Annotated in this window: 19 protein-coding genes; 6 read left to right on the top strand and 13 right to left on the bottom strand. The window is 31.3% G+C overall.

The window, feature by feature from the left end; all coding sequences use genetic code 11:
* Positions 1-23: 23 nt before the first annotated feature.
* The 3 genes from AMN84_RS01075 to AMN84_RS01065 are packed head-to-tail and all read right to left on the bottom strand — an operon-like array spanning position 24 to position 3,898.
* Positions 24-1,403, bottom strand: a complete 1,380-nt coding sequence (locus AMN84_RS01075; RefSeq protein ID WP_075482607.1) for a class II 3-deoxy-7-phosphoheptulonate synthase — start codon at positions 1,401-1,403, stop codon at positions 24-26.
* Positions 1,404-1,462: 59 nt separating this feature from the next.
* Positions 1,463-3,283: a glutamine--fructose-6-phosphate transaminase (isomerizing) gene (gene glmS / locus AMN84_RS01070; protein ID WP_075482605.1), complete on the bottom strand. Its 1,821-nt coding sequence runs from the start codon at positions 3,281-3,283 to the stop codon at positions 1,463-1,465.
* Positions 3,284-3,286: 3 nt separating this feature from the next.
* Entirely contained in the window at positions 3,287-3,898 is a 612-nt protein-coding gene (locus AMN84_RS01065; RefSeq protein WP_075482603.1) for a DapH/DapD/GlmU-related protein, read from the bottom strand.
* A gap of 71 nt (positions 3,899-3,969) precedes the next feature.
* On the opposite strand from AMN84_RS01065, the gene AMN84_RS01060 reads away from it, so the two are divergent.
* Genes AMN84_RS01060 through AMN84_RS01045 form a run of 4 tightly spaced genes read left to right on the top strand, consistent with a single transcriptional unit; the run spans position 3,970 to position 8,217 of the window.
* Positions 3,970-4,659 carry an HAD hydrolase-like protein gene (locus AMN84_RS01060; protein ID WP_075482601.1) on the top strand — a complete coding sequence of 230 codons (690 nt, stop codon included), beginning with the start codon at positions 3,970-3,972 and terminating at the stop codon, positions 4,657-4,659.
* A gap of 35 nt (positions 4,660-4,694) precedes the next feature.
* Positions 4,695-6,197 carry an MmgE/PrpD family protein gene (locus tag AMN84_RS01055; protein ID WP_075482599.1) on the top strand — a complete coding sequence of 501 codons (1,503 nt, stop codon included), beginning with the start codon at positions 4,695-4,697 and terminating at the stop codon, positions 6,195-6,197.
* Entirely contained in the window at positions 6,197-7,093 is an 897-nt protein-coding gene (gene prpB / locus AMN84_RS01050; protein WP_075482597.1) for a methylisocitrate lyase, read from the top strand. Before AMN84_RS01055 ends, prpB begins: the two co-directional genes overlap by 1 nt.
* Positions 7,093-8,217, top strand: a complete 1,125-nt coding sequence (locus tag AMN84_RS01045) for a bifunctional 2-methylcitrate synthase/citrate synthase (RefSeq protein ID WP_075482595.1) — start codon at positions 7,093-7,095, stop codon at positions 8,215-8,217. Before prpB ends, AMN84_RS01045 begins: the two co-directional genes overlap by 1 nt.
* 22 nt (positions 8,218-8,239) lie before the next feature.
* Here the strand turns inward: AMN84_RS01045 and AMN84_RS01040 are convergent, their stop codons facing one another.
* Both AMN84_RS01040 and AMN84_RS01035 read right to left on the bottom strand, forming a co-directional pair.
* Positions 8,240-9,250, bottom strand: a complete 1,011-nt coding sequence (locus tag AMN84_RS01040; protein WP_075482593.1) for a ribonucleotide-diphosphate reductase subunit beta — start codon at positions 9,248-9,250, stop codon at positions 8,240-8,242.
* Positions 9,241-11,178, bottom strand: a complete 1,938-nt coding sequence (locus AMN84_RS01035; RefSeq protein ID WP_075482591.1) for a ribonucleoside-diphosphate reductase subunit alpha — start codon at positions 11,176-11,178, stop codon at positions 9,241-9,243. Before AMN84_RS01035 ends, AMN84_RS01040 begins: the two co-directional genes overlap by 10 nt.
* Before the next feature lie 155 nt (positions 11,179-11,333).
* Here AMN84_RS01035 and AMN84_RS01030 point away from each other — a divergent pair, with 155 nt between their 5' ends.
* Positions 11,334-12,779 carry a phosphomannomutase/phosphoglucomutase gene (locus AMN84_RS01030; RefSeq protein ID WP_075482589.1) on the top strand — a complete coding sequence of 482 codons (1,446 nt, stop codon included), beginning with the start codon at positions 11,334-11,336 and terminating at the stop codon, positions 12,777-12,779.
* A 2-nt stretch (positions 12,780-12,781) separates the two neighbouring features.
* On the opposite strand, the gene AMN84_RS01025 is transcribed toward AMN84_RS01030, so the two are convergent.
* Genes AMN84_RS01025 through dctP form a run of 7 tightly spaced genes read right to left on the bottom strand, consistent with a single transcriptional unit; the run spans position 12,782 to position 18,802 of the window.
* On the bottom strand, positions 12,782-13,183 hold the full coding sequence (locus AMN84_RS01025; RefSeq protein ID WP_075482587.1) for a DoxX family protein: 402 nt from the start codon (positions 13,181-13,183) through the stop codon (positions 12,782-12,784).
* 59 nt (positions 13,184-13,242) lie between these two features.
* The gene (locus AMN84_RS01020; RefSeq protein ID WP_075482585.1) at positions 13,243-14,028 is read right to left on the bottom strand and encodes a sulfite exporter TauE/SafE family protein; all 786 of its coding nucleotides are present in this window, start codon (positions 14,026-14,028) and stop codon (positions 13,243-13,245) included.
* 54 nt (positions 14,029-14,082) lie between these two features.
* A complete protein-coding gene (locus AMN84_RS01015; protein WP_075482583.1) occupies positions 14,083-14,919 on the bottom strand; it encodes a sulfite exporter TauE/SafE family protein in 837 nt (278 codons plus the stop codon).
* Positions 14,919-15,926, bottom strand: a complete 1,008-nt coding sequence (dusA, locus tag AMN84_RS01010) for a tRNA dihydrouridine(20/20a) synthase DusA (RefSeq protein WP_256998135.1) — start codon at positions 15,924-15,926, stop codon at positions 14,919-14,921. Before dusA ends, AMN84_RS01015 begins: the two co-directional genes overlap by 1 nt.
* On the bottom strand, positions 15,916-17,247 hold the full coding sequence (locus AMN84_RS01005) for a TRAP transporter large permease (protein ID WP_075482581.1): 1,332 nt from the start codon (positions 17,245-17,247) through the stop codon (positions 15,916-15,918). The genes dusA and AMN84_RS01005 overlap by 11 nt, the downstream gene beginning before the upstream one ends.
* Positions 17,247-17,741, bottom strand: a complete 495-nt coding sequence (locus AMN84_RS01000; protein WP_075482579.1) for a TRAP transporter small permease — start codon at positions 17,739-17,741, stop codon at positions 17,247-17,249. Before AMN84_RS01000 ends, AMN84_RS01005 begins: the two co-directional genes overlap by 1 nt.
* Before the next feature lie 50 nt (positions 17,742-17,791).
* Positions 17,792-18,802 carry a TRAP transporter substrate-binding protein DctP gene (dctP, locus tag AMN84_RS00995; protein WP_075482577.1) on the bottom strand — a complete coding sequence of 337 codons (1,011 nt, stop codon included), beginning with the start codon at positions 18,800-18,802 and terminating at the stop codon, positions 17,792-17,794.
* A 91-nt stretch (positions 18,803-18,893) separates the two neighbouring features.
* Here dctP and AMN84_RS00990 point away from each other — a divergent pair, with 91 nt between their 5' ends.
* On the top strand, positions 18,894-20,039 hold the full coding sequence (locus AMN84_RS00990; protein WP_102133248.1) for a CaiB/BaiF CoA transferase family protein: 1,146 nt from the start codon (positions 18,894-18,896) through the stop codon (positions 20,037-20,039).
* On the opposite strand, the gene AMN84_RS00985 is transcribed toward AMN84_RS00990, so the two are convergent.
* Positions 20,020-20,661 (bottom strand): (d)CMP kinase, encoded by a 642-nt coding sequence (locus tag AMN84_RS00985; RefSeq protein ID WP_075482576.1) that lies wholly within the window; start codon positions 20,659-20,661, stop codon positions 20,020-20,022. The genes AMN84_RS00990 and AMN84_RS00985 overlap by 20 nt on opposite strands.
* Positions 20,662-20,689: the final 28 nt, after the last annotated feature.

Raw genomic sequence — 20,689 nt, 5'->3', positions numbered from 1 at the left:
ACAAAATTTTAATTTTTAAATGTCTAAGATGCCGCTTTAATTGCATTTCTTGCATAGTTGGAATTCTTTTTTATCTCGTCTGAGATTAAGAAAGCCAATTCTAAAGCTTGATCTGCATTCAATCTAGGGTCACAATGAGTGTGATATCTACTTGATAAATCTTGTTCAGATATATTTTTTGCGCCACCTGTACATTCTGTCACATTCTGACCAGTCATTTCTATATGTAATCCACCAGCGTAAGAACTTTCGCTTTGATGTACTGCAAAAACATTTTTAACTTCATTTAATACTTTATTAAATGGTCTAGTTTTAAAACCAGTTGTAGATTTAATTGTATTTCCATGCATTGGATCACATGACCAAATTACATTTAAACCTTCTTTTTTAATTCGTCTTATCAATTTCGGTAGAAACTTTTCAACTTGATCGTGACCAAATCTAGAAATTAAAGTAATTTTTCCCTTTTCATTTTTTGGGTTAATTGCTTCACAAATTTTTGCAATCTCTTCTGGTTTAGATGTTGGTCCACATTTAATACCAATCGGATTTTCAATACCTTTACAGAATTCAACATGTCCGCCATCGAGTTGTCTTGTTCTATCACCAATCCAGACAAAGTGTGCTGAAGTTGCGTGACACTCGCCTGTTGTTGAGTCTATTCTTGCCATGCTTTCTTCAAATGGTAAATGTAAAGCTTCATGTGAAGTCCAAAAATTTACTGTTTTTAATCTTCTATTGAAATCTGAATTTATTCCACATGCATCCATGAATGCTAATGCGTCTGCAATTTTGTCTTCAAGCTCTTTAAATTTTTTGGCTTGAGGACTTTTTTTAATGTAACCTAAATTCCATAAGTGTACATTTTTTAAATCAGCAAAACCCCCATTAGAAAATGCTCTTAAAAGATTCAACGTTGAAGCAGATTGAGAGTATGCTTTGAATAATCTCTTAGGATCATGTCTCCTAGATTTTTCGGTAAAATCAATTCCATTAACATTGTCACCTAAGTAACTTGGTAATTCTTTATCACCTTGTTTTTCAGTTGGAGCACTTCTAGGTTTTGCAAACTGTCCAGCTATCCTTCCAAGTTTTATAATTGGAAGCGAAGCTGAGTACGTAAGTACCAATGACATTTGAAGAATTACTTTAAATGTATCTCTTATGTTGTCAGGGTTAAACTCAGCAAAACTTTCTGCGCAGTCTCCTCCTTGTAAAAGAAAAGCTTTTCCATCAACAACTTGTGAAAGTTGATCTTTAAGATGTCTTGTCTCACCAGCAAAAACTAGTGGAGGAAAAGATTTGATTTTACTCAATACCTGATTAAGTTCCTTTTCATTTTCATAAGAAGGAACATGTTTGACAGGATATTTTCTCCAACTGTTTGGTTTCCAATTTTTCATAATTCAACCTTAAGATGAATATATAACGAAATTATGACAAAAGAGAATAGTTATTTTTATTATTCTACTGTTACTGATTTAGCCAAGTTTCTAGGTTTATCAATATCGTAACCTTTTTTAAGTGCAGAATAATACGCAAGCTTTTGTAATGGAATTGTTACTAAAAATGGAAACAAATCATCTTCGGTGTTTTCAACTTCAATAGTCTCCCAGATATTTTCAGAATAAATCTCATCTTTACTTTTATTTGTAATAAGCAAAACTTTTGCTCCTCTTGCTATAACTTCCTGCATATTTGAAATAGTTTTTTTATAATGTTGATCTCTTGGGGCAATTACCACAACTGGCATACCATCTTCGATGAGTGCAAGTGGTCCATGCTTCATTTCACCAGCAGGATAACCTTCGGCATGTACGTATGCTAATTCTTTTAACTTAAGCGCCCCTTCTAATGCTACAGGAAACGAATAACCTCTTCCTAAAAACATTGAGCCTTTTGCGTCAATAAATGAACTGCATATTGATTGAATTTTGTTTTCAGTTGCTAAAGAATGTTTAACTAGTTCTGCAAGATTTAATAAGTTTTTAATCTTTTTTAAATAATCTTTTTTACTAATATCTTTTCTTTTTTGAGCTAATTTTAAGCAAAGTATATAAAGAACAAGCATTTGTCCTAAGAAAGCTTTAGTTGATGCAACACCGATTTCTGGTCCACAGTGAATTGGTAAAACAAATTTGGAGTCTCTTGCTATTGAGCTTTCAATTACATTTACAACAGAACAAGTTTTCATTTTATTTTTATTACAAAGATCTAAGGCCGCATATGTATCAGCTGTTTCACCAGACTGAGAAACAAAAACATAAAGACAGTCTTTCTTAAATTTATTTTTTCTGTAACGAAATTCTGAAGCAATATCGATACTTACATCAAATGAAGTTAATTGCTCAAACCAATATTTTGCAATAAGACATGAATGATAAGCTGTACCACAACCTATCAAAGTAATAGATTTTATTTCTTTTTCTTTAAATGGAAAATTAAAAATATTTATATCTTTATTTATTTTGTCTATGTACTCGTTTACACAATTTTTAATAGTATTTGGTTGTTCATCAATTTCTTTTGCCATGAAATGTTTATAATCACCCTTTTCATAATTTTGTTCATCTGAAGATAGATGTAGTATTTTTTTATTTATTTTTTTTCCACCCTTGTTAAAAAATTCAACATTATCTTTTTTTATAATGCAAAATTCACCGTCGTTGAGATATGAAATTTTGTTTGTCATAGATTTTAAAGCATAAGAGTCTGATCCCAGATAGTTTTCACCTGGGCCATAACCTACAGCTAAAGGTGAGCCTCTTCTTGCACCAACTATTAAATTAGGATTATCTTTAAAGATAATTCCTAAGGCGAAACTTCCATGAAGTTTTTTTAAAACTTTAATAATTGCATCTTTAAGATTATCTTTTTTTAAGTATTCAGTAATAAGATGAACAATTACTTCAGTATCTGTTTGGGACTTAAACTTATGTCCTTTATTTATTAAAAACTTTTTTAATAATGTTGAATTTTCAATTATTCCATTATGGACCACAGATACATTTTCTGATGAATGTGGGTGAGCATTAATTGTGTTAGGGATACCGTGAGTTGCCCATCTTACATGTCCAATACCAACATTTCCTGTTAACTTTGATTTTGAAACAGCTTCCTCCAAACTTTCAACTCTACCTTCACATTTAACTTCTTTTATATAACCAGAGTCAATCGTTGCTATTCCTGCAGAATCGTAACCTCTATATTCTAATTTTTTTAAAGAATTTATAATTGGTGAAGAAACTAATTTGTTGCTTGTTATTCCGATTATTCCGCACATGATTTATTTTTTTCTTTTATAGTTTTTTATTTCAGTTTGCTTTGCCCTCGTCAGAGCTAAAGAACCATTTTTGACATTCTGAGTGATTACTGAGCTAGCTCCAACAATAGCTTTTTTTCCAATTTTAACTGGAGCAACTAGTGATGTGTTTGAACCTATAAAGGCTCCATCTTCAATTATTGTTTTGCTTTTTCTAACTCCATCATAATTACAAGTGATTGTTCCTGCTCCAATATTAGATTTTTTACCTACTGTTGCATCTCCAATATAAGTAAGGTGATTTGCTTTTGAATTCTTTTTTAATCGGGATTTTTTAATTTCAACAAAGTTACCAACTTTTGCACCCTCTTCCAAAATAGTTCCAGGTCTTAAACGTGCATACGGACCAATAGAAACATTATTATCAACACTTACACCCTCTAGGTGTGAAAAGGCTAATATCTTAACATTGTTTTTAATTTTTACCTTCGATCCAAAAACAACGTATGGTTCGATTGTTACATTTTTTCCAATTTTTGTATCATTTGAAAAAAAAACAGTCTCAGGTGCAGTCATTTTTACACCCTGATTTAAAAATTTTTGTCTAAATTTATTTTGAATATCAGTTTGTTTCATTGATTTTTTCTTATAGATAAGTATTTATGATAAAGAATTCACAAAATATTTCTTAATAATACTTTTAAAAAATGAGTCAAAAATTCACAGTTTTAGTAGATTTAGATGGAACCATAGTAGATACAGCTCCTGATCTAATGAATGCTCACAATTTTGTAATGAAAAAATTTGGTTACGAGACAAAGACAACAGAGGAAATTAGAAACCTCGTTGGTAAAGGCGCTGGTGCTTTAATTGGAAGATCTATTTGGGGAACGGCTAAAAAAGAGTTTGGGAAAATATCAGATAAAAAAATTAAAGATGAAATGGTAAAGGATTTTATAGATTACTATGGAAAGAATATTGTTAATGAAAGTAAGATTATTGATGGTGTGATTGAATTTTTAAAATGGTCAAAACAAAATGATATTTCTTTAGCAGTTTGTACTAATAAACAAGAACATTTGGCAATTGACTTGTTAAAAAAAATAAAAATTTTTGACTATTTTGAATATGTTGCTGGTAGTAATACTTTTGATTATTGTAAACCTGATCCTAGACATTTGACCTCTGTAATTGAAATTCTTCAAGGAGATATAAAAAAATCTTTAATGATTGGTGATAGTGAAACAGATTCCGCTGCAGCTAATTCTGCAAACTTACCATTTATATTGCTCGAGGACGGATATACTGATAAAAAAGTAAATGAAATACCTCATGATCACTTGGTAACCAACTTTCAAGGTATTGAGAAAATAGTTTCAAAATATTTGAATACTTAACATAAATGAAGTACTAAACTCAAAAAAGGAATAAATTGAAAATACATAAAGTAAAAGTTTTCGCATCTAAAGATAAACTAAGTAAAAAAAATCAACTTGCATGGAAAATTGCAGAAATTGCAAGTGATAATGCTAAACTAAATAAAGATTCTGTTGATATGGTCATTAACAGAATGATTGATAACGCATCTGTTGCTATAGCTTCATTAAATAGAAAAGCTGTAATTACCTCAAGAGAAATGGCAATGAAACATTCAAGAAGTAATGGTGCTACTTTATTCGGAATTAATTCAAAAAAGAAATTTGACTGTGAATGGGCTGCCTGGTCCAATGGAACTGCTGTAAGAGAATTAGATTTTCACGATACTTTTTTAGCAGCAGACTATAGTCATCCAGGAGATAATATTCCTGCATTAATGGCTGTTGCGCAACAAAAGAAAGTCTCAGGTTTAAACCTTATTAAGGGAATAATTACTGCTTACGAGGTACAAGTAAATCTTGTAAAAGGTATCTGTCTTCATAAACATAAAGTAGATCATATCGCTCATTTAGGTCCGAGTGTTGCAGCAGGTTTAGGGACAATGCTTAATTTAAAAACAGAAACCATATATCAAGCTGTTCAACAAGCATTGCATGTAACTGTCTCAACAAGACAATCTAGAAAAGGAGAAATTTCTAGTTGGAAAGCTTTTGCTCCTGCGCATGCTGGAAAACTTGGGATAGAAGCGGTAGATAGGGCAATGAGAGGTGAAGGAGCGCCAAGTCCGATTTATGAAGGTGAAGATAGTGTGATTGCAAGAATACTCGATGGAAAAAAAGCATTATATAAAGTTCCTCTTCCGAAAAAAAGTCAGGAAAAAAAAGCTATTCTTGAAACTTACACAAAAGAATATTCAGCAGAATATCAAGCGCAAGCGCTTATAGACCTTGCAAAAAAATTAAATAGAAAAATAGACAATTTAAATGAAATAAAAAAAATAGATATATATACAAGCCATCATACTCATTATGTAATTGGAACAGGGGCAAATGATCCACAAAAAATGGATCCTAATGCAAGTAGAGAAACTTTAGATCACTCAATAATGTATATATTTGCTGTTGCTTTAGAGGATGCTGATTGGCATCACGTGAAATCATATAGCAAATCAAGAGCAAGAAAGAAAAGTACTATTAAGATATGGAGATCTATTAAAACTCATGAGGATAAAAAATGGACTAAACGTTATCATGATCCAAACCCAAAAAATAAAGCTTTTGGGGCTAAAGTAATAGTCACATTAAAAAATAATAAAAAAATTGTTGAAGAACAAGGTGTAGCAGACGCTCATCCTTATGGCTTAAGGCCATTTAAAAGAGCTAATTATATTAAAAAGTTTTTAACACTTACAAAAGATATTATACCCAAAAAAGAGTCGGATAGATTTCTTAGAGATATACAAAACTTAAGAAAGTTAAAGTCAAATCAGTTACACAAATTAAATATTGAAATTAATAGTAGAAATATTAAAAAAAATAAAAAAATTGGTATTTTTTAATGCACTTTATTAAAAAAAAAATAAAAGAAAAAAGAAAAGATTTTGTTGATAAATTAAAAAGTGGAAAAATTTTAAGAGTTCCTGGTGCATACAATCCATTAACTGCTAAAGTAATTGAAGAAATTGGCTATGATGCTGTTTATGTTTCGGGTGGTGTTATGTCTAATGACCTCGGTTACCCAGATATAGGCCTTACCACACTTGAAGATGTAAGTAATAGATCAAAACAAATAGCAAGAGTTACAAGCTTACCTACAATTGTAGATATTGATACGGGTTTTAAGTCTTGCAAAAAAACTATTAAAACTTTCGAAAAATTTGGTGTGACAGCGGTACATATAGAAGACCAAGTTGAAAGAAAAAGATGTGGTCACCTTGATAACAAAGAACTTATTTCTACAAAAAAAATGGTAAAAAAAATTCAAGAATGTGTAAAAGCTAGGAAAGACAAAAATTTTAAGATAATTGCTAGATCTGATGCAAAAAGTGTAGAGGGAATTGATAAAATGATTGAAAGATGTAAAGCATATATCGACGCAGGTGCTGAAATAGTTTTCCCTGAAGCTTTGAAGGATAAAGCCGAATTTGAAAAAGTAAGGAAAAGTCTAAGTTCTTATTTACTTGCAAACATGACAGAGTTTGGAAAATCAGATCTTTTAGATTATAAAGAATTAGAAAATTTGGGCTATAATATTGTTATTTATCCAGTAACAACTCAAAGATTGGCAATGAAAAGTGTGGAAGAAGGTTTGAAAGTAATTTTTAAAGAGGGACATCAAAAAAACCTTGTTGATAAAATGCAAACTAGAAGTAGATTGTATGACTTGGTAGATTATGAAAAATACAATGCTCTTGATAAAAAAATTTATAATTTCAGCACAGATGGACACGATTAATGACTGAAGATATTAAAAAAGGTTTACTTGGAATTGTAGTTGATGAAACGGAAGTTTCAAAGGTAATGCCTGAAATAAATTCTCTTACTTATAGAGGGTATGCTGCACAAGACCTTTGTGCAAAATGTAAGTTTGAAGAAGTCGCATATCTTATTCTAAATGGAGAGTTACCCTCAGAAAAACAGTTAAAAAATTTTGAAAAAGTTGAGAGAAAAGAGCGAAACTTATCAAAGATATTATTAGAAAGTATTAAGAATTTTCCTAAAAAATCACATCCTATGGATGTGGCTAGAACAGCGGTAAGCATAATGGGATTAGAAGATAAAGAAACTAAAGATAATTCTCCTGAAGCAAACTTGAGAAAAGTAATGAGGATTTTCGCAAAAACACCTGTTGCTTTAGCAGCTTTCTATAGAATTAGAAAAGGAAAAAAAATTATTAAACCAAAAAGTAATTTATCTTTCTCAGAAAACTTTTTTTATATGTGTTTTGGAAAAGTTCCTGAAAAAGAAATAGTAAAAGCGTTTGATGTATCGCTGATATTATATGCTGAACATAGTTTTAATGTTTCTACATTTACTGCAAGAACAATCACAAGCAGCTTGTCAGATATTCATGGTGCAATTACTGGTGCTATTGCAAGTTTAAAAGGACCATTGCATGGTGGTGCAAATGAGGAAGTGATGCATATGATGAATAAAATAAAAAAACCTGAAAATGCATTAAATTGGATTAATAACGCCCTAGATCAAAAGGCTGTTGTAATGGGCTTTGGTCATAGGGTTTACAAAAGTGGAGACTCTAGAGTGCCAACCATGAGAGAATATTTTTCCAAAGTTGCAAAAGTAAAAAAAGATAAAAAGTTTGAAAAAATTTATGACATTGTTGAAAAAGTGATGATTGAAAGAAAAAATATTCATCCTAATGTAGATTATCCTACTGGACCAACTTATCATTTAATGGGATTTGACACTGACTTCTTCACGCCAATTTTTGTAATTTCTAGAATTACTGGATGGTCTGCACATATTCTTGAACAGCATGCAGCAAATAAACTGATAAGACCTTTAGCTAGCTACATAGGTAGTAGCTATCGAAAAGTTGTACCAATTAACCAAAGATAATTTAAATATATTATTATCTAGATTACGAAAAGGCTTCTGTCCAATTTCCTTGTGTAGATGCTTTTGAATACTCTGTAGCTCTTCCTTCAAAGAAGTTCATGTGCTCAACAGCATTCAACATAGTATCAAGCCAAGTAAGAGGATTTTTCTCTACATCATAAATTGGCTCAAGACCTAATTGAACTAATCTTCTGTTTCCGATAAACCTAATATAATCTTTAACTTCCTGAGCTGTTAGACCTTTCATTGGTCCCATTTCAAAAGCTAAATCTATAAATGCATCCTCATGCTCTACAATTGTTCTACATGCATCATAAATTTCTTTTTTAAGTTTCGGTGTCCAGATTTCAGGATTTTCTTTTATGAACTCTTTGAAAATTCTGATCATTGAATTACAGTGAAGAGTTTCATCTCTTACTGACCAAGTAACTATCTGTCCCATACCCTTAAGTTTATTGTGTCTTGGAAAGTTTAATAAAATTGCAAAACTTGCAAATAATTGTAGTCCTTCCGTAAAAGCACTAAACACAGCAACTGTTTTTGCAATATCTTCTTTTGAATTAACATTAAAACCCTGCATGTAATCGTACTTATCTTTCATTTCTTTATACTTCATGAAAGCTGAATATTCTGACTCAGGCATACCTATTGTATCTAATAGATGTGAATAAGCAGCTACGTGCACTGTTTCCATTGCAGCAAAAGCCGTCATCATCATTAAAACTTCTGTTGGTTTAAATACTGTTGTGTAGTGTCTTAAATAACAGTTATTTACTTCAACATCTGCTTGAGTAAAAAATCTAAAGATTTGTGTTACTAAATTTTTCTCTGGTTCTGATAAATTTTTCTGCCAATCTCTTACATCATCTCCTAATGGCACTTCTTCTGGCAACCAATGTATTCTTTGTTGTGTTAGCCAAGCATCATAACACCACGGATATCTGAATGGTTTATAAACAGGATTTTCTACTAATAGTCCCATTTTTTTTGGTTGAATGATTTTTCCTTTTTCCTCTTTTTTTACTACTGACATGATAGACACTCCTCGTATTTGTTTTCGTCGGTTTCTTGTTGATTTGATTTATAAACATTCGCAGTAACATCAGTTGATTTTGCATCATTAACATTTTCTGCTCTTTGTATTGATTTAGACCTGCAATAATAAAGACTCTTCAATCCTTTTTTCCAAGCTTGGAAATGAATTTGATGAAGATCTCTTTTGTGAACATCAGCAGGTAAAAATAAATTAATAGATTGTGCTTGCGAAATGTGTGGTGTTCTGTCCGCACTTAAGTCAACAAGCCATCTTTGATCTAATTCAAAAGCCGTTTTAAAAACATCTTTTTCTTCTTGAGTTAAAAAATCTAAATGAGACACAGAACCTTGGTTAGTCGTAATTGTTGACCAGGTTTCATCTGTATCCTTTCCGTGTTTTTCTAATAGTTTTCTCAAGTATTTATTTCTGACATTGAAAGATCCTGAAAGAGTTTTGTGGGTATAACTATTTGCTGCAATCGGCTCAACTCCTGGAGACGTACCTCCACAAATAATTGAAATGGAAGCAGTTGGAGCAATTGCAGTTTTGTTTGAAAATCTTTCTTTAAAACCATATTCAGCTGCATCGGGACATGCTCCTCTTTCTTCAGCTAAATCTTTTGATGATTTATCAACTTTCATTTGAATATTTTCAAAAATCTTTTTGTTCCAAACTTTGCTCATCACTGACTCAAGAGGTATCATTTTTTTCTGGTAATATGAATGAAGTCCCATAACACCTAAACCAACACTTCTTTCTTTTGCAGCTGAATATGTTGCATCACTAAATTCTTCTGGAGCGTTATTAATGAAGTCAGTTAAGACATTATCCAAAAATCTCATTACATCATCGACAAAATTTTCATCATCTTTCCACTCATCATATTTTTCAATATTTAGTGAAGACAAACAACAAACAGCCGTTCTATCTCTACCCTCTTTATCAATGCCTGTTGGAAGAGTAATCTCACTACACAAATTAGAAGTCTTTACTGTTAAGCCAGCTAATTTATGATGTTGGGGTATCTGTCTATTAACTGTATCAATAAAAATGATATATGGCTCTCCAGTTTCAACTCTTGCAGTTAATAATCTGATCCATAAATTTCTAGCTGAAACAGTTGATTGTACAGCTCCATTTTTTGGACTCTTAAGTGCCCATTGTTCATCAAGTTCAACTGCTCTCATGAAAGCATCTGAAACAAGAACACCATGATGCAGGTTAAGAGCTTTTCTATTTGGATCTCCACCAGTAGGTCTTCTCATTTCAATAAATTCTTCAATCTCTGGATGGTCAATAGGTAAATAACAAGCAGCAGATCCTCTTCTTAACGAGCCTTGACTGATTGCCATTGTTAAAGAGTCCATAACTTTTATAAAAGGAATTATTCCAGAAGTTTTTCCAACTCTTCCAATTTTTTCACCAATAGATCTTAGATTGCCCCAGTAACTTCCAATACCACCACCTCTAGCAGCTAACCAAACATTTTCACTCCAGAGACCCAAGATACCATTTAAACTATCACTCGCTTCATTTAAGAAACATGATATTGGTAAACCTCTCGTAGTTCCCCCGTTAGACAGAACTGGTGTTGCAGGCATGAACCAAAGATTACTAATATAATTGTATAGTCTTTGTGCGTGTAAATTATCATCAGCATAATGACTTGCTACTCTTGCAAACAAGTCTTGGAAAGATTCATTCTCTCCTAAATATCTGTCGCTAAGTGTTGCTTTTCCGAAATCTGTTAGATTTTCATCTCTACTTCTATCAATCTTTATTGTGATACCTCTAGAGTTTTGAAATAGCTCTGTGTTGTTGTTTAAAGAGAATAAATCTGGGCCTTTAGCCTTAGTCTTCTGATCAACCTGAGGTTTAAATTCAGAGACAGCTTTCTTTATTGCCTGAGACAAGACTTTGTTCATTATACTCCCTTTTTAACACTATTTATTAGTAAAACAACTATATGTTGTGTGCAGATTTCTTAAATACACTATATAAATTAAAAATCAACAGAACATTTATAGAACATTAAAAAAATAGTTCAATAAAAAAATCAAAAAAATGTACATATATCAACATGGAAGTGGAAAAAAAAATCGACCCATTCGGATTTAGGGAATATGACGCAAGGTGGTTATACCCAAAAAGCATCAACTCAAAGGGAATCGAGGCAGTAGGAAAAGGTTTCGGGACCCAAGTTATTAACTCTGAAGAGAATCCAACTGTAATTGTAGGAAACGACTACAGATCCTATAGCGAAGAAGTTAAAAGTAATTTTATAAAAGGACTTTTATCAACTGGCTGCAATGTAAAAGATATAGGTCTATGTTTATCACCTACGGTTTATTTTTCACAATTTAAAATAAAATCTAATGCAGTAGCAATGATAACTGCGAGCCACAACGAAAATGGTTGGACAGGTATAAAGATGGGAATTGAGAAAGGTTTAACTCATTGTAAAGATGAAATGTCTGAACTTAAATCGATTGTAATGAATGAAACTTTTAAACAAGGTTCAGGTAAATATGAAAAAGTAAAAAATTTTAATAAAGTATATATTGAAGAATTATCAAAAAATAAAATTAAGAAAAAATTAAAAATTGTTGCTGCTTGCGGAAATGGAACTGCAGGAATTTTCGCGCCTGAGATACTTAGAAACATTGGATGTGAAGTAATAGAGCTTGACTGTAATTTGGACTATAGTTTTCCAAGATATAATCCAAATCCGGAAGATATGAAAATGTTACATGAAATTTCAAAATGCGTAAAAGAAAACAATGCAGATGTTGGTTTTGGATTTGACGGTGATGGAGATAGAGTTGGAGTTATAGATAATAAAGGAAATGAAATATTTGCAGACAAAATTGGTTTATTAATTGCTAGAAATATTTCAGAATTACATCCTAATAATAAATTCATTGTAGATGTAAAATCTACAGGATTATTTAGCAATGATGAAATTTTAAAAAAAAATAATTGTAAAACTTTATATTGGAAAACAGGGCATTCATATATTAAGAGAAAAGTAAAAGAAGATAATGCGATTGCTGGATTTGAAAAAAGTGGTCACTTTTTTTTTAATAAACCTTTAGGATTTGGTTTTGATGATGGAATTAATTCTGCAATTCAAATTTGTCATTTAATAGATAATCAAAATAAAAAGTTAGGTACTTTAATAAATGATTTACCTAAAACTTTTCAAAGCCCAACTATGGGACCTTTTTGTAAAGATGAAGAAAAATATAAAGTAATAGATGAAATTATTTCTAAAATAAAAAATCTTCAAACTGATAAACAAAAAATATGCAATCAAGAAATTACTGATATTCTAACAGTCAATGGTGTAAGATTTACTCTTGCTGATGGATCTTGGGGTCTTGTAAGAGCATCTTCGAATAAACCTTCACTTGTTGTTGTCACAGAAAGTCCTGTATCAGATAAAATTAAAATTGATATCTTCAGATTTATAGACGATCTACTTCAAAAAACTGGAAAGATTGGTGAGTACGATCAAAAGATATAGCTTTAAACTTTATTTCCTTTAATCAAAAAATAAAAGCCACCAATAAAAAGAAAAATTTGCTCACTGGTAAATAATTTTTGTGTGATAAACCAATCTGAATGGGCAATTATAAAAATATTTGTCATAATTATTACAATTACAAGTCCAGCAAATCTTGTAAGCGTATCACCTATAGGATTTTTTAAAAAACCACTTATAATTAAAATAACTCCAGACAAAAGTTCACTTAATGCAACAAATGATGCAAGTGCTGGAGGTAAACCAAAGTATTCAACTAAACCCGCTGGTGGCAAAGGGAATTTAGCATAACCGTGAATGATAAAAGCAATTCCGATACCAAATCTTAACAAAAGGGAGGCAAGAGCTTCAAAGTTTAGTAGAAAGTTTTTTAATTTAGTAATCATCAATTAAAACTTTAAATATATTATACTTAAGTTCAAGATAAGTTTTTGAATTATCACCATTAAATATTAAAGTATCGGTAGAGAAATATTGTAGCAACTACATACAAAAAAATTCCAAAAAGTACTTGGACTTTCGCCCTCTCAAGCTTATGCACCGTATTAGCCCCTATTCTAGCCATTAATGTTGTGATAGGGACGAATATTAGAAAGGCTGGAATATTTACAAAACCAATGCTGAGGGGAATATCAACACTTTTGTATAATCCTGATAAAAAAAAACCAATTGCACCAAACAATGAAATTATAAATCCAATTGCTGCAGCGCTCCCTATTGCTCTATTTATTGAGTAGCCAAAATATCTTAATACAGGGACATTGATCATTGCTCCAGTAATCCCCATTGGAGCTGAAATTAAGCCAGAGACAAACCCAAATGAAAGACGAGGCAGCAAATTAAATGAAGGATAAACTTTTTTACTTTTATTTTTTGCTAGGAGTAGATAAGCACCTAAAAAATAGACCATGATTGAAAAGAAAAGAACTAATGACTTAGTATTCATCATAGAAGCAATAATAGTTCCTGTTACCACGCCAAAAATAACAAATATTCCAAAAGTTTTTATTATACTTAAATCAACAGCACCATGTTTTCTGTGAGCCAGAACTGATGAAAATGAGGTTAATATTGTTATTGTAAATGCAGTCCCAACAGTAAGATGCATTAGATAATCTTTATCTATTCCAAAAGTTTCGAAAATAAAGAAAAGAAATGGTACCGAAATTAATCCACCACCAATACCAAATAATCCTGCAAAAAAACCAACAGGGATAGCTGCAGCTATCATCAATAAAATGAAAAATATATATTGGTTGAAAAAAATTTGGTCCACAATTTTAATTTAATTGATACTTAAATATTCTAAAAATGATCTAATTGATACCAAAATTAAAAAAGTTCCAAATATTTTGCTCAGGATTTTTTTATCGATTTTGTAGACTGCTTTTGCACCTAACCTAGCCATTATCATAGTAACTGGGACAAACACAATGAAGCCAAGTAAATTTATATACCCCAAACTGAACGGTGTGTTGACATTATTAATAATTTTTCCACCAGTGATCATTGTAACTGTTCCAGTAACAGCGATAAGGAAACCTACTGCTGCAGCTGTTCCAATTGATTTCCTAATATCGTAACCAAATGTTCTCATGAAAGGAACCATTAATGATCCACCTCCAATCCCTAAAGGAATAGAAATAAACCCAATCAATATACCAGAAATATTTTTTATTAAGTTTGATATTTGTTTTGGGTTATCAACCAATTTTTCTCTCAAAAAAATAAAAAAAAGTCCAACCATAAAGGCAAATATAGAAAAAAATAATACAAGTGCAGGAGTTTTCAAATTAACTGCTAAGAAAGTTCCAAAAAAAACTCCAATTAAAATAAAAATTCCAAAAGATTTTACCATTTTAAAATCAACTGCATCATGTTCTCTGTGTGTTAACGTAGATATAATTGAGGTCGGAATTATTATTGCTAAAGATGTACCAACAGCTAAGTGCATTCTTGTTACAAGATCAAATTCTAAAACTGTAAATGCGTAATAAAGAGCAGGAACCATAATTATACCCCCACCTACTCCAAGTAAACCAGCCATAAATCCTGCTACTGCTGCAGCAATAGCTAAAACAGTTAAAAGATAAAAAATTTCATTGATATTTAAATTTTCCATTAGGAATTTAATTGATTTGCTTTCTCATTGTTTTGCACGATAGTCATTATGTGTTTTGCTTTTTGAAAATCTGAGTCTCTAGCCATCATATTGTCACTTAAATATCTTTTCCAATCTTTAGAACCTGGTTGACCGTGGTATAGTCCGACCGTGTGTCTCATTATATGATTTACTTTTGTACCAAGCTTTACTTCTTCTTCTAAATAACTAATAATCTGTTTTGCTATCTGTTCTCTTGATGGTACTTCATTTGTATTAAGTATTTCTTTCTCTATGTCTGTCAAAAAGTAAGGATTTTGATAAATTGCTCTTCCAATCATCACACCATCACAGTGTTCTAAATGTTTTTTAATTTGCTCAGTTTGTGAGATTCCTCCATTAATTATTATCTCAAGATCTGGATTTGCTTTTTTAATTTCGTATACCATTTCATAATTAAGTTTTGGTATATTTAAATTTTGTTTAGGAGTAAGACCTTTTAATAAAGCCTTTCTTGCATGGAGTATGATTGTTTTGCATCCTGATTGTTTTATTTTGTTAACGAAGCTATTTAAATATTCGAAGTCCTCAATTTCATCAACTCCTATCCGAGTTTTAGCTGTAACGGGTATTTTACATGAATTGACCATGTTACTAATACATTCTGCAACTAGATCAGGTTCTTTCATTAAGCACGCTCCAAATGAATTTTTTTGCACTTTTTTGCTCGGACAACCCAAGTTAATATTTATTTCATCATAACCAAATTGTTCAGCTAGTTTAGCAACCTCTGCTAATTCATTTTTATCTGAGCCTCCCACTTGAAGAGCGACAGGTTTTTCTTCCTCTCTAAAACCGAGTATTCTTTTCCTATCACCATGAATTGCTGATTTAGTTGCTACCATTTCTGAATAAAGCATCACATTTTTACTGATTAATCTTAAGAAATAACGGTCATGTCTATCAGTACAGTCCATCATCGGTGCTACTGATATTTTTCTGTTAATTTTTTTTTTATTAGTATCCAAGAGGTTTGCCCATTAATTTGTCAGGTAACCAAGTTACAATTTCAGGGAAAATACATAAAATTATAATTGCCAAAACCATCATAAACATAAATGGTATAGATCCCCTTAAAATTTTAGATAAGCTTACATCGGGCGTTATACCCTTAATAATGTATAGGTTTAATCCAACTGGAGGTGTAATTAAACCAATTTCCATATTAATTGTGAATACTATTGCAAACCAATACGGATCAAATCCTAAGGTTGTTATTACAGGTAAAAGTATAGCTGAAGTCATTACTATTACAGCCACTGGAGGTAAAAAGAAACCAGCAACAAGTAAAAAGATATTAATTAAGAAAAATATTACCCACTTATTTGCACTAATCTCTATCATGCTTTGGGCTAAAGATTGAGTTACATATAACTGTGATAATGTGAATGAAAAAAAATATGACGCTGCAATAATAAACATTATCATCACACTTTCTTTCATTGATACTTTAATAATATTCCATATTCTTTTTGGCTGATAAATTTTATAAACAACAGCAATAAGAACAAAAACTAAGAAAGCCCCTACTCCAGATGCTTCCGATGGAGTAGCAACTCCTCCATATAAAACATATAAAACTCCAGCAATAATAAGTAAAAAAGGTAGTACTCTTGGAAGTACTTCTAGCTTTTCTTTTAATGTTGGTGGTGTTCTTTGTCTTAAAGCTTTAGCTGAATCTTTATCAATAAAGTAACTGTGAATTAATGCCCAAAGAGCAAATAATCCAGCTAACATAAAACCGGGTATCAAACCGCATAAAAATAATCTTCCAATTGAGGTTCCAGTAGCCATACCGTATACAATTAAAACGATACTTGGAGGAATCAAAACTCCTAAAGTTCCACCGGCTGCAATTGTTCCTGTAGCAATTTGGTCAGAATATCCCCTCTGTCTCATCTCTGGAATTCCCATAGTTCCTATTGCTGCACATGTTGCAGGACTTGATCCACTTAAAGCAGCAAAGATTGAACACGCTCCAATATTTGAAATGACTAATCCACCTGGTACTCTCCAAAGCCATCTGTCAAGACCAGTGTATAAATCTTTTCCTGCTGGTGAGTTTGCAACGGCCATTCCCATAAGAATAAACATTGGTATTGAAAGTAATACAAAAGAATTTAAACCTGCATAAAAGGTTTCAGCAAAGACATCAAGCATTTGAAAGCCTTCAAATGAAACTAGAAGTACAACTGAAACAAAACTTAATCCAAATGCGATTGGTATTCCCGAAAATAAAACAATTAAGGTAAATACGGCAACTATTAATGCTATTATTAAAGGATCCATTAATCTAAATCCCTTTCGTCTAACAACTTAATTATTTCGGCAATGTATTGGAGTATCATTAAAGTTGCCCCAATTAACATTGATGAGTAAGGTATCCAGAGTGGTGGATCCCATATGCTTCCAGTGGTGTAATTTTTGATAAATGCTTCTGCGGTTATCAAATAACCAAAATAGAACAATAAAATAAAAAATAATAAACTTAAAAGAGATGTAAATATTTTTAATCTAATAATATTTTTTTTAGATAAAAAATCATAGACCCATTCCATGCTTACATGGGCCTTTTCACTTAAAACGTATGCGCTTCCTATAAATGTAGATGCTACGAGAAGCATAGTCACTAATTCATTTTGCCAAGTTATTGCTCTTTGGAAAAAATATCTTTCAAATACTAGTTCAACTATTATTAATATTGCAAATGCTAGAGATATAACTGCAAAAGCTCCGCAAGCTTTCGAGACAATATCACAAAATTTGAGGTATTTTGATTTCATAAAAAAAACCCCTACTTATTTTCATAAATAGGGGTTCTTTATATATTATTTTACTTAACAGCTAAAGCCATATCGATCAGTTTTTGACCGCCTGGTACTTTATCTGCAAAATTTTTGTAAGAAGATTTCTTAGCTATTTCTAACCATGCGTTGAAATCATCTTGATCCATATACGCTAATTCAACACCAGCTGCTTTGTAAGCTTTTTCAAAAGTCTTATCTAAGCCTGCTGCTTGTTTAGTCATATACTTCTCAGCTTTTTTTCCAGCTTTCATCAAAGCTTTTTGTTGTTTTTCATTTAAAGCGTTGAAGTTCTTCTTAGACATCAAAATTGGCTCATACATAAACCATAAACCAAATTTTCCTGGAGGTGTTGCACATTTTACTTGTTCATAAATTTTGTAACTTACAAAACTTCCTGAACTTGTATTTGCACCAGTTAATACTCCAGTCTGAAGACCAGTATAAATTTCAGATGATGGCATTTTTTGAATACCAGCACCAGCTGCTGCTAACATTTGGTTAAATGCTTTTCCAGCTGCTCTCATAACTTGTCCTTGAGCGTCTGATGGGTTTCTAATACATTTAGTTTTTGAAGCAAATCCACCTGCTAACCATGCATCAGATAATACTATTACTCCAGCATCATCCATAATTTTTCTAATTTCATCCATCATCGGAGATTTGTTTACTCTTAAAGCGTGTTTATGGTTTTTTACCATTCCAGGCATCAAAGTAATATCAAACTCTGGGTGAAACTTAGCAGCATATGCTAATGGGAAAGCTGAAATATCTAACTGTCCAGTTGTCATCGGCTTCCATTGCTCTTTTGGTTTGTAAAGTGATTTTGCAGGATAAACTCTTACGTCTACTCCCACGTTTGCTTTTTTCATTTCATCAGCAATAATTTGAACCATTTCATGTCTTACGTCGTAAGATCCATCGGCTCTTGGCGTACCTGGCCATTGGTGACTAGCTTTTAAAGTTACTGCAAAAGCTGATCCAATAGTTGTAGTTACGAAAACTAATGAAAGAAAATATAAAGATATTTTTTTAAACATTATTATTCCTCTCTATTATTATTTTATTGATGTATTAAATGTAACTTCTTGATAAGAGTCAATATGCTTTAAAATACAATTGACGCTAATTATGAATGGACCCTTAAAAGATATATTAGTTTTAGACCTAACTAGAGTGCTGGTTGGTCCTTATTGTACTATGATATTGTCAGATCTCGGAGCTAGAGTGATTAAAGTTGAAGCGCCTGAAATTGGAGATGACTCTAGAAAATTTGGACCTTTTATTGATGATCAGTCTGCATACTTTATGTCCCTTAATAGAGGAAAAGAAAGTATAGCTCTAAATTTAAAAAATTCAGAAGACAAAAAAATTTTTGAACAAATACTTAGAAAAGCAGATGTGTTAGTTGAAAATTTTAAACCTGGAACGTTGGAGAAATGGGGATTTGGTTGGAAGGATTTATGTAAAAAGTATCCGAAGTTAATCTATGCTTCTGCATCAGGATTTGGTCAAACAGGTCCTTTAAGAGAATTACCTGCGTATGATATGGTTGTTCAAGGAATGGGTGGATTAATGAGTGTAACAGGTCAACCAAATTCTGAACCTACAAGAGTTGGAACATCAATTGGCGATATTACTGCTGGTTTGTTTACAGCGATAGGTGTTAATGCAGCACTATATGACAGAAAGAAAACTGGTAAAGGAACTTATATAGATGTTTCGATGCTTGATTGCCAAATTGCAATTTTAGAAAATGCGATTGCAAGATACTTGTCAAAGAATGAAATACCTAAACCAATGGGGTCCCGTCATCCATCAATAGCACCTTTTGAAGCTTTTAAAACAAAAGATAGTCATATTATAATAGCCGCAGGTAACGACAAACTTTTTGAAAAACTCTGCCAAGTTTTGAACATCGATAATATTGTACAAGATGAAAAATTTAAAACAAATTCATCTAGAGCTCAAAATATGGATGAACTTAAAAAAATTTTAGAAAAAGAACTTTTATCTAGAAATACAAACGATTGGATCTCATTAATGGAAAAAGAAAAAATTCCTTGTGGTCCAATCTTTAATATAAAACAAGCTGTTGAAAATCCTCAAATCAAAGCAAGAAATATGATTGTAAATTCATATCATAAAAAAATTGGTGAATTTAAAACCGCCGGCAACCCAATAAAAATATCAAACTATAAAGATGAGGAAAAAAGAGGCGATATTCCAGATTTAGATGAACATAGAGAAAAAATTATTAAAGAGTTTTGTAACTAATTTTTTCTATCTCCTGAGACATTTTAAGTAACACTTTTTTTTTATTTAGTTTGTCTGTTCTGATTAAAATAGCATCTCTCATTTTTTTTAGTGGTGAATGTTTTCTTTTTTTATCGAGTCTAGTTCTTATAATTAAGCTTTTTTTAACCTCTTTGAGAGGAACTTTCTTCTTTAAATCTTTCCATCTTCTAATGGAGGCTTCATTTAAATTACAAGTAAAGTAAAAAGCTAAGTCATAACGGGGATTTTTTTTCAATATACTGCTAGCAATGTCTCTACCTTCAACACATATTCTTTTATTTTTTTTGATAATTTTTTTTTGAAATATTTTCATTATTTCTCTAACACCTTTATTTTTAGCTAAATAACCAACATGGTTACTAATTTCCTGTGAATGTAAAGATTGCTTTTTTATTTTATTATATGAGAGATTTTTAAATTTCTTTTTTAAAAAAGGAACTATTTTTTTTGGCTTATGCTTAATGATAATTTTGCTTGCATATCTATATAATAATCCAGAATTTATAAGAAAAAGTTTATATTTTTTTGAAATTAATTTTGCACCTGTGCTTTTACCACTAGCAGCTTCTCCATCACATGCAATTCTTAAAGACTTATTCATTAAAACAATGTTTAATTAAATAACTTAT

The organism is Candidatus Pelagibacter communis (assembly GCF_001180105.1).
Lineage (GTDB): Bacteria > Pseudomonadota > Alphaproteobacteria > Pelagibacterales > Pelagibacteraceae > Pelagibacter > Pelagibacter ubique_K.
The sequence above is the reverse complement of the archived record's forward strand: the minus strand, read 5'-3'. Positions and strand labels throughout refer to the sequence as shown.